The organism is Chitinophaga sp. 01L420 (genome assembly GCF_056399985.1).
Window position 1 is genome coordinate 305,318 of sequence record NZ_JBFTSK010000006.1, and the last position, 17,117, is coordinate 322,434.

Genomic DNA, 17,117 nt, shown 5'->3' on the forward strand with positions numbered 1-17,117 from the left:
TGCTTATTTTAAGCGTATGAACCGCAAACATTTTCTGTCTGCTCTCGTTACTGCCGGTGCCGGATTGCCTGCACTGCAAACACTTGCCGGCATTGGATTACCTGCCGTTTCAGATAAGAAGGAACCATTAGTCCCCTCTTATCTGAAACCCGGTGACATCATTGGCATCACCTGTCCCGCCGGATACATCAAAAGAGATGAGATACAACCCGCTATCCGCATTATGGAAAGCTGGGGATTCAATATTCGTATAGGCAAAACCGTAGGTGCCCGCGACTTTAGCTTTGGCGGCACCGATGCAGAAAGACTGGCAGACCTGCAGGCGATGCTCAATGATGAAGATATTAAAGCGATCATGTGCGGCCGCGGCGGTTATGGTACCGCACGCATCGTTGACCAGCTCGACTTTTCCCGCTTCCAACGGAAGCCCAAATGGGTCATCGGCTTCAGTGACGCCACGGTATTACATTGTCATATCGGCCGCCACTTCGGGATAGCTTCTCTCCATTCCAAAATGTGTAATAGCTTCCCTGATGACTTCAGGAAAGCAGAGCCCATTGTACAGGACACTATCATGTCTATTTACCAGGCACTCACCGGTAAAAAAATGCAATACAGCACCACACCCGATAGCAATAACCGTAAGGGAAAAGCCAGGGGCATACTCACTGGCGGGAATCTTTCCATCATTCAAAGCATGTCTGCCACCGATTCAGAAATAGATACCAACGGCAAAATATTATTCCTGGAAGAAGTCGGTGAATATCCGTATAGCCTTGACCGTATGTTGGGCACGCTACAGCGCTCCCATAAACTGGACAACCTCGCCGGCCTTATCATCGGCGGATTTAACCGGATCAAACCGGATGATCCCGGCGAAGAATTCGGCAGAACAATTTATGATATGGTACTCGAAAAAGTAAAAGATTTCAAATACCCGGTGTGCTTTAACTTCCCCGTAGGACACCAGAAAAACAACTACGCCCTCAAATGTGGCATGATGCACACCCTGAGCGTAGGTGACGATACCGTTACCCTGAAGGAATAATTATTTCACCAGGAAAGTGACGATAAATAATACCGCCAGTACATACATCACAGGACTGATGCTTTTGTACTGTCCCGTTAATACTTTCAGTAACACGTATGACAACATACCAAATACAATTCCCTCTGCAATACTGTAGGTATAAGGCATCATGACGATAGCCAGGAAAGCCGGGATAGCTTCTGTTACATCATTGAAATCAATTTTTGTAACAGCACCCATCATCAACATACCTACAATGATCAAAGCAGGTGCTGTAGCCGCTTGCGGAATCATGGCAAAAACAGGTGCAAAAAACAGCGACAGCAAAAACATGATGGCAACGGTAAAGGAAGTCAAACCGGTTTTACCACCGGCAGCAATACCGCTGGCGCTTTCTACATAAGCAGTAACTACACTGGTACCCAACAAACCTGCTGCAGTGGTTCCTACTGCATCGGCCATCAGTGCCTGCTTGGCGCGTGGCAAACGACCATTTTCATCCAGCAGTCCTGCTTTATTACACAATCCTATCAACGTGCCTACGGTGTCAAAAAGATTCACCATCAGCAGCGTAAACAGGATCATCACCATATCCAGTGTAAATATTTTATCGAATTGCAACTTAAAAGCTACCGGTGCCAGTGATGGAGGCAAACTCACCAGGTGCCCGTTTGCCGGGAAATGGGTAATACCCAAAGGGATTCCAATGACCGTAGCGGCCAGGATACCTATCAGCAAAGCAGCATTTATATTTTTATACATCAGCACTGCGCTTACAATCAACCCGATCAGCGCAATGAGTGGTCCTATACTGGTCACATCGCCCATCTTCAGGATCACCCCGTCCAGCTTACCTTCTCCCACATGATGCATACCTGTCTCTATAATGCCGGCATTAGCCATCCCTATCAATGCTATCAGCAATCCTATCCCCACGGAAATAGCATGCTTCAGATTTTCCGGGATACTGTTGATAATAGCTTCCCGTATCCGGAACATAGAAAGGAAAATAAAAATGATCCCTTCCAGGAAAACAGCGGTCAGCGCAAACTGCCAGGTGTATCCCATGGAAGACACAATGGTATAGGCAAAAAAAGCATTTAACCCCATCCCCGGCGCCACGCCAATAGGTAGTTTGGCATACAGCGCCATCACCAGTGTACCGATAGCAGCTGCCAGCGCCGTAGCCGTTATCAGGGCATTAAAGTCCATCCCGGTACGGGAAAGGATACTGGGATTCACCGCCAGTATGTACGCCATCGTGGAAAAGGTAGTTAACCCTGCCAGTACTTCTTTCTTAACAGTTGTGTTATGTTCGGAGAGCCGGAAAAATTTTGCGAGCATGCTGCAAAAATAAGCGTTTCATGATTTATCATTTTATGCTAATTTCATTCCCATGCAACAACGTTCGGGTGGATGGAAAGTGATCAACAAATGGTTGGGCGACAAAGAACTGAAGCCCTTTAAATTCCAGGAAGATGCCTGGAAGGCTTATCTGCAGGGCAAGTCCGGCATTGTAAACGCCCCTACCGGCTTCGGAAAAACCTTTTCCCTGTTCCTGGGAGCTGTTATCGCCTGGATAGATGCCCATCCGAAAGACTATACCCATAAAACAAAAAATGGTTTACAGTTACTGTGGATAACACCTTTGCGTGCACTGGCCAAAGACCTGGGCAGAGCCATGGAAAGCGCCTTGCAGGAACTGAATATACCCTGGCAGGTGGGCATCCGCAGCGGTGATACCTCCGTAGCACTACGTGCTGCACAAAAAAAACAGATGCCGGAAGTGCTCATTATTACACCGGAAAGTTTACACCTCTTGCTGGGCCAGAAAGAATATCCCAAAGTATTCAGCTATATGCATACCGTGGTGGTAGACGAGTGGCATGAACTGATCGGCAGCAAACGCGGCGTCATGGTGGAACTGGCACTCAGCCGGCTCAAAGGCTTGCGCGGCGACCATCTGAAAGTATGGGGCATCTCTGCTACCATCGGCAACCTGGATGAAGCGCTGGAAGTATTGCTGGGCGGCAGTCACAGCAATGGCATCATTATCAGGGCTAAACTAAAAAAGAAAATTGCCCTCAAAAGTGTGATCCCCCACGAAATAGAAAACTATCCCTGGGCAGGTCACCTCGGACTCAAAATGCTGCCGCAGGCATTGCCCATCATTCATGAAAGCCAGACAACCCTCATATTTACCAACACCCGCTCCCAATCGGAGCGGTGGTACCAGTCGTTGTTAGTAGAAGATCCCATGCTGGCCGGCGCGCTGGCATTACACCATGGCTCTATAGACATGGAATTACGTATATGGGTGGAAGAAGCCCTGCACAACGGTATCCTGAAAGCAGTGGTATGTACCGCCAGCCTGGACCTGGGAGTGGATTTCCGGCCGGTAGACAGTGTCATCCAGGTAGGCAGTCCCAAAGGAGTAGCGCGGTTCCTGCAAAGGGCCGGCCGTAGCGGACATCAGCCCGGCGCCGTGAGCAAAATATTTTTCCTGCCCACACATGCGCTGGAACTGGTAGAAGCAGCTGCGCTGAAAGCTGCTATGGAACAGGATCTGATTGAAAGTAAAATGCCCGTTATACTAGCCTACGATGTACTACTCCAGTATCTCATGACGCTGGCAGTATCTGATGGCTTTTATGCATCCGAGATATGGGAGGAGGTACGACATACTTTCTGTTATCAGCATATTACAGAAGAAGACTGGCAATGGCTGCTCTCCTTCCTCACTACCGGCGGCGATGCCTTAGCCAGTTACGATGAATTCAAAAAAATAGAACGCGAAGGCGATTTCTATATCTGCCGCAGCCGCATGATGGCGATGCGCCACCGTTTACACATCGGCACTATTGTCAGCGATGCCATGCTGAAAGTAAAGTTCATGACCGGCGGCTACATCGGCGTCATTGAAGAAGGATTCATTTCCCGYCTGCAGGTGGGCGACTCCTTTACGCTGGCTGGTCGCAACCTGGAATACGTGCTGATAAAGGATATGACGGTGCTGGTACGTAAATCAAATTCAAAAAAATCTATTGTACCCAGCTACCAGGGCGGACGGATTCCGCTTTCTTCCAACCTGGGCCGCATGCTGAGGGAAAAATTCAATGAAGCACTGTCACGAAATACCAAAGATCCGGAGCTGATTGCCTTACAACCGCTGTTTAACCTGCAGGAAGAACTATCACATATTCCCAAAGCCAACGAACTCCTGATCGAACAGATACAAACCAAAGATGGCTATCATCTCTTCGTATATCCTTTTGAAGGGCGGCTGGTGCATGAAGTAATGGCGGCACTGCTGGCCTACCGGATCAGCCGTATACAACCGATCACTTTTTCCATTGCCATGAACGACTATGGTTTTGAGCTGCTGTCGGACCAGCCCATCCCACTTACCCATGCCAATGCAAAGCAGCTTTTCTCCACCGATAACCTGCTCACAGAATTACAAACCAGCGTTAACGCCACGGAAATGGCCAGGCGTAAGTTCCGCGACATTGCGGTCATCGCAGGTCTCATATTTCAGGGCTACCCCGGTAAACACAAAGCCAACCGGCACCTGCAATCATCTGCCTCTCTGCTGTTCAATGTGTTTGGAGATTATGACCCACAAAACCTGCTGCTGAAACAGGCTTTCAACGAAGCCTTCTTTTACCAGATGGAAGAAGCCCGCCTGCGCGAAACACTGGAGCGTATCGCCGTCAGCAAAATCATCATCACTTTCCCACAGCGGTTAACTCCCTTCTGCTTTCCCATTAAGGTGGACAGTCTGCGTGATACCATGACCAGTGAAAAACTGGAAGACCGCATCAAAAAATTGATCACGAACGGTTAAGAATTCAATAATTTGCAGGGCATTAAAAAACAGTTGATTCAGTGGTCGGGGAAATATTTCACTTTCAGCAACAGCATTGGCACTTATTGCCCCAGCGGGCAATTTTTTGGGAAGAAGAAAAAGCGCTGATCCTTTCAGATCTGCATCTGGGGAAGGTGACTCATTTTCGTAAAGCCGGTATTGCAGTCCCTGCGGGCATTGTACAGGAAGATCTTTTCCGTTTGCAGCAGCTGATCACCCAGTATCTGCCCGTGCGGATCATTATTGTGGGAGATATGTTCCACAGCAGTGAAAATAATGAAGTACAATACTTCAGGATATGGAGACAGCAATTTTCCCATATCACCGTCGATCTGGTAAAAGGCAATCACGACATTATGCCGGACACGGTATATGACCAGTTGCAGATCCAGGTACATGAAACCCTCACGCTCCGCAACATTCACTTTATCCATGAGCCTTGTGAAGATAACAATGGCTATCAATACACCTTTTCCGGGCATTTACACCCTGCCTTTGTCATGTATGGTGCCGGCAGGCAGCGGTTGCGTTTACCCTGCTTCTATTTTGGGCAGCATTGCGGCATTTTACCCGCTTTTGGGCACTTTACCGGCTCGGCCAGCCTTGACCCCGGCGGAAAGGATCCGGTGTTTGTAATCGCCGGAAAATCGATTATCCGGGCACAGTGATTATTCAGGGAGATGATATCAGCAGATATTTTCAGGAATATGCCAGAGACGGATTTTTCACAACAGCCTGCACCGAATAGTTTATGAAGATTGCTTATCACAACATATACACGCATCCTTTGCCGGAAGATCACCGCTTCCCCATGCTCAAATACGAACTGATACCAGCCCAGCTATTGCGGGAAGGCGTTATCACTCCCGGGCAGTTGTTTATGCCGGCGCCGGCCACTCCGGACACCATTCTCTTAACACATACCACAGCATACTGGCAGCAACTCACAGATCAGACCCTTTCTCCCCGGGAACAGCGAAAAATTGGTTTTCCACAATCCCCGGCGCTCACGCTAAGGGAGATGGTGATTGCACAGGGTACCATAGATGCCGCGCTGCATGCACTGGAGCATGGCATCGGCTTCAATGTGGCCGGCGGCACACATCATGCCTTTGCGGATCATGGAGAAGGATTTTGCCTGTTGAACGACTTTGCAGTAGCAGCCAACTACCTGCTGCATCATCAGCGTATCAAACAGGCGCTCATTATAGACCTGGATGTACACCAGGGCAACGGTACTGCCGCCCTGTTTGCCAATAACGCCCATGTATACACGTTCAGCATGCACGGGGCACATAACTATCCTTTCCATAAAGAAGTATCAGACTGGGACATTCCCCTGGCTGATGGCATGGATACAGCTACTTACCTCCAATTGCTGGAAGATGCCTTGCCGGTGCTGATTAACCGGGTGAAACCTGATATTGTTTTTTACCTGTCAGGAGTAGATATCCTGTCCACCGATAAATTCGGGAAACTGAAAGTAACCCAACAAGGCTGCCAGGAGCGGGACGAAATGGTTTTCCGTGAGCTCAAAAAGCACCATATCCCCTGTGCAGTGGCAATGGGAGGCGGTTACTCCACGCACATCCGCGATATCGTGAATGCACATTGTAATACGTTTAAGGCAGGGATCAGTATTTACGGTTATTGAGTCCCGCCTGACTTATATAATCTTCCCATCCCGCATCACCAGCTGCCGGTCGCTCATAGGCGCCAGTTCTTCGTTGTGGGTAACGATAATAAAGGTTTGCTGTAGTTTGTCCCGGAGTTCGAGGAACAGGTTATGCAGTTCACGGGCATTACGGGAATCGAGGTTACCCGTTGGTTCGTCTGCCATGACCACATCCGGATCGTTGATAAGGGCACGTGCCACGGCCACCCGCTGTTGCTCTCCGCCGGAGAGGGCATTGGGTTTATGTTCGAGCCGGTCTTTCAGCCCCAGGGTTTCCAGCAGAAAGAGTGCTTTCTCTCTGACAGCTGCCTTCCGGGTGCCGGCAATATAACCGGGTATGCAAACATTTTCGAGTGCAGTGAATTCAGGCAACAGATGATGAAATTGAAAAATAAAGCCAATATGACGGTTTCTGAAATCGGCCAGGGCATTCCCCTTTAAACCCGTCAGATTGACATTATTAAGCCATACTTCGCCAGCAGTGGGCGTATCCAGTGTCCCCAGGATATGCAGCAAGGTACTCTTGCCGGCACCAGAGGATCCTACGATGGTCACAATCTCTCCCTTACTGACAGTAATGTCTACCCCTTTCAATATGGGTAAATTGGAATAATTTTTGGTAACATTGCGGGCGGTTAGCATAACCCAAAGAAAAGTAATTAACCGATAAAATAGTAAAAGTTGTTTATTTCAAATTAAATAATACTTTTGCGAAAAATTAAAAAGTAAAAATTTTAATAAGATGTACTGGACATTAGAATTAGCTTCATACCTGGAGGACGCTCCATGGCCAGCTACTAAAGACGAACTTATCGACTACGCCATTCGTTCCGGTGCACCGATCGAAGTAATCGAGAACCTTCAGGAGCTGGAGGATGAGGGAGAAATTTATGAGGGGATTGAAGATATCTGGTCTGATTATCCGTCGCAAGACGACTTCTTCTTTAATGAAGATGAATATTAGCCAGCGTCGCTGACCGCACGCTCCCGTTCCTGCTACGACCAATAACATTTAAGCCGCTCCTGAGAAGGACGCGGCTTTTTTTATAGCGCGAAAGGCTAAAAGCATAAAGCAAAAAGCTATTGAAGCAAATAATTAAAGCGTGTAATGTCCGCTCAGATCACTTGCTTCAATAGCTTTTTGCTTTATGCCTTTAGCTTTGAGCTTATTTCTCCATCTGGTCAATAACTGGTTTGGATACCCCTGTGAAGGAGAAACCACCATCATGGAACAGGTTCTGCATGGTCACCATCTTGGTAAGGTCAGAGAACATGGCTACTGCGTAGTTAGCACATTCGTCTGAAGTGGCATTACCCAGCGGACTCATAGCGTCTGCATAAGTCATGAAGCCATCGAAACCTTTTACACCACCACCTGCAGTTGTTTTAACAGGAGACTGGGAGATAGTATTAACACGTACTTTTTTGGCGGTACCATAGTGGTAACCAAAGCTGCGCGCAATTGATTCCAACAGGGCTTTAGCATCCGCCATTTCGCCGTAGTCAGGGAATACCCGCTGTGACGCGATATAAGACAATGCAATTACAGATGCCCATTCGTTCAACGCATCCAGTTTGTAAGCTGTTTGCAGTACGCGGTGCAGTGACATCGCAGAGATATCAAATGTTTTGTGATTAAAATCGTAATCCAGATCAGTATAGCTTCTGCCTTTACGAATATTCATACCCATTGCCACAGAGTGAAGAACGAAGTCGATCTTACCACCAAAGTGCTCCATGGATTTGTTGAACAGGTTGGCCAGATCATCCATATTGGTTACATCTGCCGGAATTACAGGTGCTTTACAGGTTTCCGCCAGTTTGTTGATCTCACCCATACGCAGGGCAATAGGGGCGTTGGTAAGCACAATTTCAGCGCCTTCTTCCACACAACGCAGTGCAGTTCTCCATGCAATAGACTTTTCGTCCAGTGCGCCGAAGATGATACCTTTCTTCCCTTTTAATAAGTTATGAGCCATTTGGTCAAAATTAATTTCGGCAAAAATAGTCGTTATAGTTGAAAAAAAAAGCTGTTAGCTGTCAGCGATGAGCTTTTAGCCTGTTTATCACAGACGAATGGCTTATCACTGAAGGCTAACAGCTGAATATCTGTACGCATCTCCTCGCTGATAAAATTTCGATTTACAAGGGAATCCTATACTATACAAGCTTACAGCTAAATGCTAATAGCTAAAAGCTTCTCAAACAGCTCCCTCCAGCATTTCCCGGGCATTCTCCATGGCAGCCGCCGTTGGCTTCTCCCCACTCAGCATCTGCGCAATCTTATTCACCCGTTCATCTTCCGACAGCAAACGTACGCTGGTCGTTACTTTATCAGCTTTGGCGTCTTTATATACGAAGTAATGAGCATCTGCTTTACCAGCTATTTGCGGCTGATGTGTAATACAGATGATCTGATGGGATTTGGCCAGGTCTTTCAGGATCACACCCACCTGACGGGCTGCTTCACCCGAAATACCCGTATCTATTTCATCAAAGATCAGGGTAGGTAGCGCAACAGATTGTGCTACCAGGGATTTGATACAAAGCATCAAACGACTCAGTTCACCTCCGGAAGCTACTTTACCTACCGGAGCAAACTGATTGCTCTTATTGGCGTCAAATAAAAATTCAATGGTATCCTGTCCGTAAGGATTCAGTTCTCCGGTAAGAATATCTACTTTCAACCGGGCATTCGGCATGCCTACCTGTGCCAGCAAAGTATTCACATGCTTTTCGAAAGGGGTTGACTGTTCCTGTCTTTGTGCAGTAATCACAGCAGCACTTTGCTGCAGGCCTTCTTTCAGACGTGTTTGTTCCAGCTCCAGGGCCGCCAGTTGTTCATCCAGGTTCAGTACATCCTCTACTTTCACCGCCAGYGCATCTTTGATGGCCAACAGTTCATCGGTAGTATGTACCCCATGCTTTTTGAACAGGCGATAACCCAGTGCCATCCGCTCATTTACTACTTCTATCCGCTGTGCATCATATTGCACCTGGTCATTAATGCTCTCTACTTCTCCTGCAATATCCTGCAGTTCGAGGTAGGTAGATAATAAACGCTCAGATACAGCCGGCATCGCCTTATGAAAAGCTGCCAGTCCCTGCAGGGAGGACTGTAATTGTTTTAATTGCTGTAAAATAGGCTGCTCATCTTCTTTCAGCTGGAAGTAAACACGGTTCAGCGTGTTCTTTATTTCTTCCGCATGGCTCAGGGTTTGCAGTTCAATTTCCAGGTCTTCTATTTCATTTGGGCTGAAACCCGCATCAGATAACTCGTCCAGCAGGAAGCGGTTATAGTCCAGTTCCTTGTTGGCACTGTCGCGGTTATCAAATAGCAGTTTGTATTTTTTCTGCACCTGCACATACTGAACATATACCTGGTGGTACTGCTGTAATGCGGTGGGCTTATTCACCAATGCATCAATTACCTCCCGCTGAAAATCTGCGTTGCCCAGTGCCAGGGTATCGAACTGCTGGTGCAGGTCTACCAGGTAGCCGCTTAATTCTGTTAGCTGGGAGTTGTTTACAGGCGTATCATTTACAAAAGCCCTTGATTTACCGGTAGCACTTACTTCTCTCCGGATGATCAGTTGGTCTTCCAGGTCGAGTTCATGCTGCTGAAAAAAGGCAGCTACCTGGGATTTCTTTACTTTAAAAAATCCCTCAATAATGCACTTACCTGTTTTATCGAACAATACCCCTGGGTCGGCCCTTTCTCCCAGGATCAGGGAAATAGCGCCTAATAATATGGATTTACCTGCACCGGTTTCTCCGGTAATCACATTCAGGTTCCCTGAAAAGTCAACTTCCAGGTGATCGATAATTGCGTAATTCTTGATGGTTAATCGCTGTAACATAAGTAAGGAAATTCCTTTATGATGTTGAAAGCTTAGGTTCCATTTACCCGCTGAATGCCTGCTTTGGCACGCTGGTCAAGGGAATTCTTATAATCATGCCCTTTCATGCCCAGACAACGCTGATAACATTCCAGAGCTTTGGCTTTTTCGTTTCTCTTTTCGTAAATGTAACCCATTTGGAGGGAAGCCCTGGCGGCATAATATTCCGGCCTGTTGCTGCCCACTCTCACCGTTACATCGTACATGGCAATTGCCTGGTCGTCCTGTCCGCTTTCATCGAAAATACGTCCCAAACGGTAAGCATATTCCAGTTTATCTTCCATTGCAGGGAAATCGGCCGCTTTTTTTGTTTGCAGCATGCTCAGCGCCTTAGGGAAATACCCGCCGTCACTCAGCAACCGCACCCGCAGTAAAAAAGGATTGGGCCACTTACCCGTTTTCGCTTCCTTTAGCGCCTGTTTGTCTGCATCCGTTTCCAGTCCACCTTTCGTCATAATCATGGCCCGGTACTTATCAGCCGCAGCCTGATTCCCTTCCAGGTAATAGTACCAGCTCAGTCGCTGCAAACATTCCTTCACATAAAACTTGCCTTTGAAGTTATTAACAAACCGTTCCAGGTAAATATGCGCATCGGGGTCGAGCTTTGTTAGTTTTAGTAACCCCATTACATAATTATAATATTGAATATCCGCATACTCTGCGGTGTCATTCCGATCTTCCAGCACCTTTAAACCTACTGCTGCTTTCTGATTATTGAGCGATAAGTTAGCCACCATCAGCGCAAACAGGTAATTATTTTTGGTGTCCAGCTGCTTACGTTGCAGGAATTCCCACGTTTCTTCCGGTTTATTCACAATAAACAACATCAGGTAGCAATAATAGTAATAGGATTCTTCCCTGAACATTTTTGCTTCCGGTGCATTGCTCTCAATGAACTTATTCACATTGGCCATCCCGTCCTTCATACTCCCTTTAAGACCGAGAATATTGGTAATCCACTTATAACCTTCGGGGATGGTGCCAAATACTGTTTGCATAGCCCCCAGTAAAAGGTTGTTGGGTACAAAGTCGGGAAAACGCTGCTGATTGTCTTTCAGCATCATATATGCTTTCCGGATTTCCCAGGTGGCATCCCACTTTTCATCAAACTTTATCTTGATCAGCGCCCACTGGAATTTGATAGCCGCCTGCGTATACAGATAATAAGGAGAGTCTTCGGATCCTTCTGTCATCTTATTCAGCCGGAAGGAACGCAGACTCCTTTTCCTCGAATATTCTGCCGGATCTTCATTAAAGAAGAGCGGGAAAAAATCTGCATAGTTATCCAGAAAATAAGGCGCCAGGTTATCCGGATGCTCTCTTTTCTCTGCTTCCAGTAAAGCCTTTCCCGTAGTAAGGCGCAATTGCATAATCGCATCATATGCCTGCTCACAACGGGTATTAAAATCAAATACTTTCTGCCTGGCACTAACGTTCAACCCTACACTCAACAAAAGCAACAACGAAAAAATAATACGCATACGGGGAAAARTTCCAGAAATTAAAGGCCAAATCTCACATATCATCTTCCAAATCCCAAATAACAATTCACATTTTTTTAAGTTGCATTGCCCCATCCAATTCCCTGCCATAAAATAAAAGAACTACTACGCAAGGTACCTGCGTAACGGCACCGGACACAAAGCTAATATAATTAGTAAAACAAAACTAAATAAATTAGTATATTTTTTTACGCCTATGCCTACACGAAAAAAGGGCATCCTAAGATGCCCTTTTAATTTCTTATACTGACTTTCGCCTGATTAGATAGTTACAGTTGCTTCCAGGTCGTTGTCTACCAGGATACGGCCGCAATGCTCACAAACGATAATCTTTTTGTGCTGACGGATTTCTGCCTGACGCTGAGGAGGAATTGCATTGAAGCAACCACCACAGGAATCACGCTCTACTGTTACCACAGCCAGACCATTACGGTAGTTCTTACGGATTTTCTCGTAAGCCTGCAGTAAACGTGGATCTACCTTGGTTTTAGCATCTTCACTTTCTTTACGGAAAGCTTTCTCTTCTTTATCTGTTTCGCCAATGATCTTCTCCAGTTCACCTTTCTTATGCTTCAGGTTCGCTTCTTTATCAGCTACTGCTTTCTTAGCTACTTCCAGGACACGGCTCTTCTCTTTAATCTCTTCATTGGCATCCTTGATATGCTTTTCAGCCAGCTTGATTTCCAGCGCCTGCATCTCCATTTCTTTGGTGATGGCTTCAAACTCACGGTTATTCTTCACATTATCCTGCTGCTTCTCGTACTTCTTGATCAGCGCTTCAGCCTCTTTGATAGCGTTTTTCTTGCTGGCAACGAAGTCCTGTATACCTTTCATCTCATTCTCAATATGAGACTGGCGGGTGTTCAATCCTTCGATCTCGTCTTCCAGGTCTTTTACCTCCATCGGCAACTCCCCTTTCAGCACCTGGATTCCATCCAGCTTGGAATCAATCTTCTGTAATCTGAGTACAGACGCTAATTTTTCTTCAACGGAGTATTCTTTTACGGTTGCCATGTATTATAAATAATTTACCGGGTTTGTTTTAATCGTAGATTTAAGAGGCGCAAAATTACGGAATTTTTCAGTCAATATATGATAAAATAATTCTACTGTAAACTGCTCGCTCTCAAAATGTCCAATATCTGCTATAATTAATTGATTATCAGCATCAAAAAATTCATGGTATTTAAAATCTGATGATATGTAAGCATCCGCTCCGGCCGCTATCGCCTGCTTTAACAGGAAACTCCCTGCCCCTCCACACAACGCCACCTTTTTAACGGACCGACCCCGCAAAGGGGTATACTTCACACAACCTGTCTGGAACTGCTGCTTCACATATTGTAAAAATTGCATTTCTTCCATGGCTTCCGGTAAAATACCTGCCAATCCCGAACCCACCTGCTGATAAGCATTATCCAGACTCACAATGTCATATGCCACCTCTTCATAAGGATGGCTGCTCTGCAACGCCTGCAAAATTTTACCTTCCAAATATACCGGAAAAATTACTTCCAACTTTATTTCTGCCTCAAAATGTCTTTTTCCGGGCGTCCCCACATATGGATTCGTCCATTCCATTCCTTTGAAGGTTCCCTGACCAGCCCCGTTAAAGCTACACTCACTATAGTTGCCAATATTCCCGGCACCTGCGGCAAACAGGGCCCCCCTTACCTTCTCAACATCTGCCTCAGGCACAAATGTGTATAACTTTTTCAGTAATCCCCGCTTGGGCTGCAACACCCGGCACTCCTCCAGTCCCAACATAGCCGCCATCTGCGCACATACCCCATTCCGCACATTATCCAGGTTGGTATGCGCTGCATACACCGCTATATCATTTTTAATGGCCTTAATAGCCACCCGTTCCACATAATTATTCCCATTAATCTTCTTCAGCCCCCCAAAAACAATCGGATGGTGGGCAATCACCAGGTTACAACCACGCGCTATCGCTTCGTCTATCACCGCCTCCGTTGCATCCAGGGTCAACAGCACATTCGTTACCTCCCGGTCGGCTTGCCCAAAAATTAGCCCCGCATTATCATAACTCTCCTGGTACTGCAAAGGAGCAAACTGCTCAATCACCTGTATGATCTCTTTTATTTTCATATCTGCAAAAATTAATGGTTCATTCCCGGCATCAACTAAATTTGCAAAAAAATAAGTTTTATGCCCGGAAGCAAATCTACAGCAGAACTATATGCGGATTACAAAATAAAAATGCAAAAAATTGCAGACGTAAGAAATGCCCTGGCAGTATTGGGCTGGGATCAGGAAACTTATCTCCCTGAAAAAGGAGCCGGATTCCGAGGTCAGCAAATCACAACCCTCAGCTCCATTGCCCACGAATTATTCACTGCCCCGGAACTGGATGCGGTATTGCAGGCCCTCAAAGGCAACACTACTACCGATGCGGTAGCACAGAAAAATATACTGCTCTCTACAGAAGATTTTGAAAAAAATAAAAAATACCCAGCCGCTTTCGTTGCGGAAATGTCTACCGTCACCAATGAAAGTTATCATGCCTGGATAAAAGCTCGCAAAGCCAACGACTACAGCATCTTTGCCCCGGCCCTCTCCAGGATGATCGCCCTGAAAAAACAGGAAGCCGATATCCTGGGTTATGAAGGCCACCCCTACAATGCCCTGCTGAATGAATATGAGAAAGGCGCCAACACCCAAATGCTGGATACTATCTTCAATGAAGTGAAGACAGCCCTTTCTCCGCTGCTCACGCAAATAGAACAACAACCCACTGTTAACAAAGATTTCCTTCATCTCCATTTTAACCGTGACGCACAATGGAAATTCGGGATCTCCCTCCTGGAAAACATGGGCTATGATATGCAGGCCGGACGTCAGGATATTTCTGAACACCCGTTTACTACCAGCTTTAATCCACAGGACGTAAGGGTAACCACCCGTATCGATGAAAATGATTTCGGGAACATGACCTGGAGCTGCATCCATGAAGGCGGACATGCACTCTACGAACAGGGACTTCCAACAGAACAATATGGACTACCTTGTGGCGAAGCCACCAGCTTAGGCATTCACGAATCACAGTCACGCCTCTGGGAAAATAATGTGGGCCGCAGCCTGATTTTCTGGCAACATCATTATCCCCGCCTGCAACAACTTTTCCCGGAAAACCTGGGCCAGGTATCACTGGATGATTTCTATAAAGCCATCAATAAAGTACAGCCCTCCCTTATCCGCACGGAAGCAGATGAACTGACTTATCATTTCCATATCATGATCCGCTACGAAATTGAAAAGGGATTGATAGACGGCAGCATTGATGTAAAAGACCTGAAACATACCTGGAATGAATACTATCGTCAATACCTGCACGTAGATGTACCGGATGATGTACAAGGTGTATTACAGGATATTCACTGGTCGCACGGCAGCTTCGGCTACTTCCCCACCTACTCTCTCGGTAGTTTCTATGCTGCACAGTTCTTTACTGCGGCACAAAAACAGGTACCCGGATTAGGTAACAGCATCGCCACCGGTGATTACCAACCATTGCTGGAATGGCTCCGTCATAACATCCATCCTTTCGGCAGATTTTACACCTCTAATGAATTGTGCGAAAAAGTAACGGGGAAACAATTGGTATTCGGGGATTTCCTGGAATATGCAAAGAAGAAATACGGCGGGATATATAGCTTTTAATAGCTTTTAGCAGTTAGCTTTTAGCTTTTAGTAAATGCAGCGATATCCTCCGCTGCATTTACTAAAAGCTAAAAGCTAACTGCTAAAAGCTCTCTCAAGTTCTTCCAATGTTATTACCCCTTCCTTTCTCCCCACTTCTTTTCCATCTTTATAGAAAATAAAAGTCGGTAAGCTACTGGCGTTAATCGCTTTCATAACATCCTGGTCTTTACCACCATCTACAAATACTTTTTTTACCTGCTTATGTTTCTGGAAGAATTTTTCCAGMACCGGCTCCATCTGCTTACAGGGTGGGCACCACGCGGCACCTACATCTGTCAGCACCCATCCTTTTGCAAGTACCGATTTATTATAGTCTGCAATTGTGAGCTGCGGCTGTTTATCTGCCACACCTTCTAAAGGTTTGCCCGCCTGCTTCCAGGCATTAATACCACCTTCCAGTTCTACTACCTGGTCAAATCCGTTTTCTCGCATCCATTTGGCAGCAGCACTACTACGGCCACCACTCAAACAATAAATGTATACCGGTTTTTTCTTGTCAAGGTATTGCACCCTGTCTTTGAATTCCGCTTTCTTTGTATAATCTGCCTGTAAGGCATTTGGTAAATGCCCGGTGTTAAATTCACCGGCAGTACGTACATCAAATACCTGGATACCAGGTTGTTGAATATCCTTATCAAATGCAGCTGCATTTTCAGATTGTTGCTGCTGTGCTCTCAGTGAACTTCCTGCCAGCAATACCATGGCTACTAATAAGAATCTGCGCATAATTTTTTCAGTTTCGGTATAAAGTTAATAAACAACTCACAGCCCTGTCTGGCCGGATGTGAATTGTAGCAGGGATATAAGGTTTTGAAATCAAAATACGGTGCAAACAATTCCCGGTATTCTGCTTCAGAACCACCAAAAGGCGGGCCTTCCTGTGTAAAGCTTCTGTTAAATAATACGCCTGCAAGATGACCACCAGGTTTTAACAGCGAATGCATATGTTTCACATAATCTGCTCTGCGTGAAGGCAGTATGGCGCAGAAAAATGTCTGCTCCAAAATGAGATCATAACTACCGGTATGTTCAAAAAAATCTTCTTCCAATATCTTCACACGGGTACGGGCAAACGATTTTTGCAGTTGTTCTACCAGTACCGGCGCAATATCCAGTATGGTAACATCACTGAAAGCCTGCCCCACCAGGTAGGCGGCTTCATAACTGTTCCCTCCACCGGGAATGAGTATACGAACATCCCGGTTATGCACCTGGTCAATATACGCTTTCAACGGAGGCGATACAGCTCCCATATCCCAACTGGTATCTCCGTTAATATACCTGTTATTCCAGTACTGACTATCCATATCCTGAATTCTTTTATGCTAAGTTACGGCCATTCAGCCACATACATAAAACCATCGCTTTTACAAACATTATTGTTATTTTTATACTTTGAATATACCTATGACCGGCC

15 protein-coding genes are annotated in these 17,117 nt (G+C 46.2%); 6 read left to right on the plus strand and 9 right to left on the minus strand.

Features of this window, described 5'->3' with window-relative positions; translation table 11 throughout:
* Positions 1–16 precede the first annotated feature (16 nt).
* Positions 17–1,048 carry a S66 peptidase family protein gene (locus AC1DP6_RS08670; protein WP_477054480.1) on the plus strand — a complete coding sequence of 344 codons (1,032 nt, stop codon included), beginning with the start codon at positions 17–19 and terminating at the stop codon, positions 1,046–1,048.
* Here the strand turns inward: AC1DP6_RS08670 and AC1DP6_RS08675 are convergent, their stop codons facing one another.
* Positions 1,049–2,374: an NCS2 family permease gene (locus AC1DP6_RS08675; protein WP_477054481.1), complete on the minus strand. Its 1,326-nt coding sequence runs from the start codon at positions 2,372–2,374 to the stop codon at positions 1,049–1,051. It lies immediately after the preceding gene.
* Positions 2,375–2,426: 52 nt separating this feature from the next.
* Between AC1DP6_RS08675 and AC1DP6_RS08680 the strand changes: the two genes are divergently transcribed.
* The 3 genes from AC1DP6_RS08680 (at position 2,427) to AC1DP6_RS08690 (ending at position 6,552) form a co-directional block, all read left to right on the plus strand.
* On the plus strand, positions 2,427–4,877 hold the full coding sequence (locus tag AC1DP6_RS08680) for a ligase-associated DNA damage response DEXH box helicase (protein WP_477054482.1): 2,451 nt from the start codon (positions 2,427–2,429) through the stop codon (positions 4,875–4,877).
* A gap of 41 nt (positions 4,878–4,918) precedes the next feature.
* The gene (gene pdeM / locus AC1DP6_RS08685) at positions 4,919–5,566 is read left to right on the plus strand and encodes a ligase-associated DNA damage response endonuclease PdeM (RefSeq protein ID WP_477054483.1); all 648 of its coding nucleotides are present in this window, start codon (positions 4,919–4,921) and stop codon (positions 5,564–5,566) included.
* An 83-nt stretch (positions 5,567–5,649) separates the two neighbouring features.
* Positions 5,650–6,552 carry a histone deacetylase family protein gene (locus tag AC1DP6_RS08690; RefSeq protein ID WP_477054484.1) on the plus strand — a complete coding sequence of 301 codons (903 nt, stop codon included), beginning with the start codon at positions 5,650–5,652 and terminating at the stop codon, positions 6,550–6,552.
* A gap of 12 nt (positions 6,553–6,564) precedes the next feature.
* Here AC1DP6_RS08690 and AC1DP6_RS08695 read toward each other — a convergent pair whose 3' ends face one another.
* Entirely contained in the window at positions 6,565–7,215 is a 651-nt protein-coding gene (locus AC1DP6_RS08695; protein WP_477022980.1) for an ABC transporter ATP-binding protein, read from the minus strand.
* A gap of 100 nt (positions 7,216–7,315) precedes the next feature.
* Between AC1DP6_RS08695 and AC1DP6_RS08700 the strand changes: the two genes are divergently transcribed.
* A complete protein-coding gene (locus AC1DP6_RS08700) occupies positions 7,316–7,537 on the plus strand; it encodes a DUF2795 domain-containing protein (protein ID WP_012794455.1) in 222 nt (73 codons plus the stop codon).
* 202 nt (positions 7,538–7,739) lie between these two features.
* Here the strand turns inward: AC1DP6_RS08700 and AC1DP6_RS08705 are convergent, their stop codons facing one another.
* The 5 genes from AC1DP6_RS08705 to AC1DP6_RS08725 form a co-directional block, all read right to left on the minus strand.
* Positions 7,740–8,552 carry an enoyl-ACP reductase FabI gene (locus tag AC1DP6_RS08705; RefSeq protein WP_133806347.1) on the minus strand — a complete coding sequence of 271 codons (813 nt, stop codon included), beginning with the start codon at positions 8,550–8,552 and terminating at the stop codon, positions 7,740–7,742.
* A gap of 222 nt (positions 8,553–8,774) precedes the next feature.
* Positions 8,775–10,433, minus strand: a complete 1,659-nt coding sequence (gene recN / locus AC1DP6_RS08710) for a DNA repair protein RecN (RefSeq protein ID WP_477054485.1) — start codon at positions 10,431–10,433, stop codon at positions 8,775–8,777.
* A gap of 32 nt (positions 10,434–10,465) precedes the next feature.
* Positions 10,466–11,953 (minus strand): tetratricopeptide repeat protein, encoded by a 1,488-nt coding sequence (locus AC1DP6_RS08715; protein WP_477054486.1) that lies wholly within the window; start codon positions 11,951–11,953, stop codon positions 10,466–10,468.
* Between the two features lie 282 nt (positions 11,954–12,235).
* Positions 12,236–12,988 carry a zinc ribbon domain-containing protein gene (locus AC1DP6_RS08720; protein ID WP_079469314.1) on the minus strand — a complete coding sequence of 251 codons (753 nt, stop codon included), beginning with the start codon at positions 12,986–12,988 and terminating at the stop codon, positions 12,236–12,238.
* A gap of 3 nt (positions 12,989–12,991) precedes the next feature.
* Positions 12,992–14,086 carry a Nif3-like dinuclear metal center hexameric protein gene (locus AC1DP6_RS08725; RefSeq protein WP_477054487.1) on the minus strand — a complete coding sequence of 365 codons (1,095 nt, stop codon included), beginning with the start codon at positions 14,084–14,086 and terminating at the stop codon, positions 12,992–12,994.
* A 60-nt stretch (positions 14,087–14,146) separates the two neighbouring features.
* Between AC1DP6_RS08725 and AC1DP6_RS08730 the strand changes: the two genes are divergently transcribed.
* Positions 14,147–15,658, plus strand: a complete 1,512-nt coding sequence (locus AC1DP6_RS08730; protein WP_477054488.1) for a carboxypeptidase M32 — start codon at positions 14,147–14,149, stop codon at positions 15,656–15,658.
* Positions 15,659–15,733: 75 nt separating this feature from the next.
* On the opposite strand, the gene AC1DP6_RS08735 is transcribed toward AC1DP6_RS08730, so the two are convergent.
* A complete protein-coding gene (locus AC1DP6_RS08735) occupies positions 15,734–16,426 on the minus strand; it encodes a rhodanese-like domain-containing protein (RefSeq protein WP_477054489.1) in 693 nt (230 codons plus the stop codon).
* Entirely contained in the window at positions 16,408–17,007 is a 600-nt protein-coding gene (locus AC1DP6_RS08740) for a methyltransferase (RefSeq protein WP_477054490.1), read from the minus strand. The genes AC1DP6_RS08735 and AC1DP6_RS08740 overlap by 19 nt, the downstream gene beginning before the upstream one ends.
* Positions 17,008–17,117 lie beyond the last annotated feature (110 nt).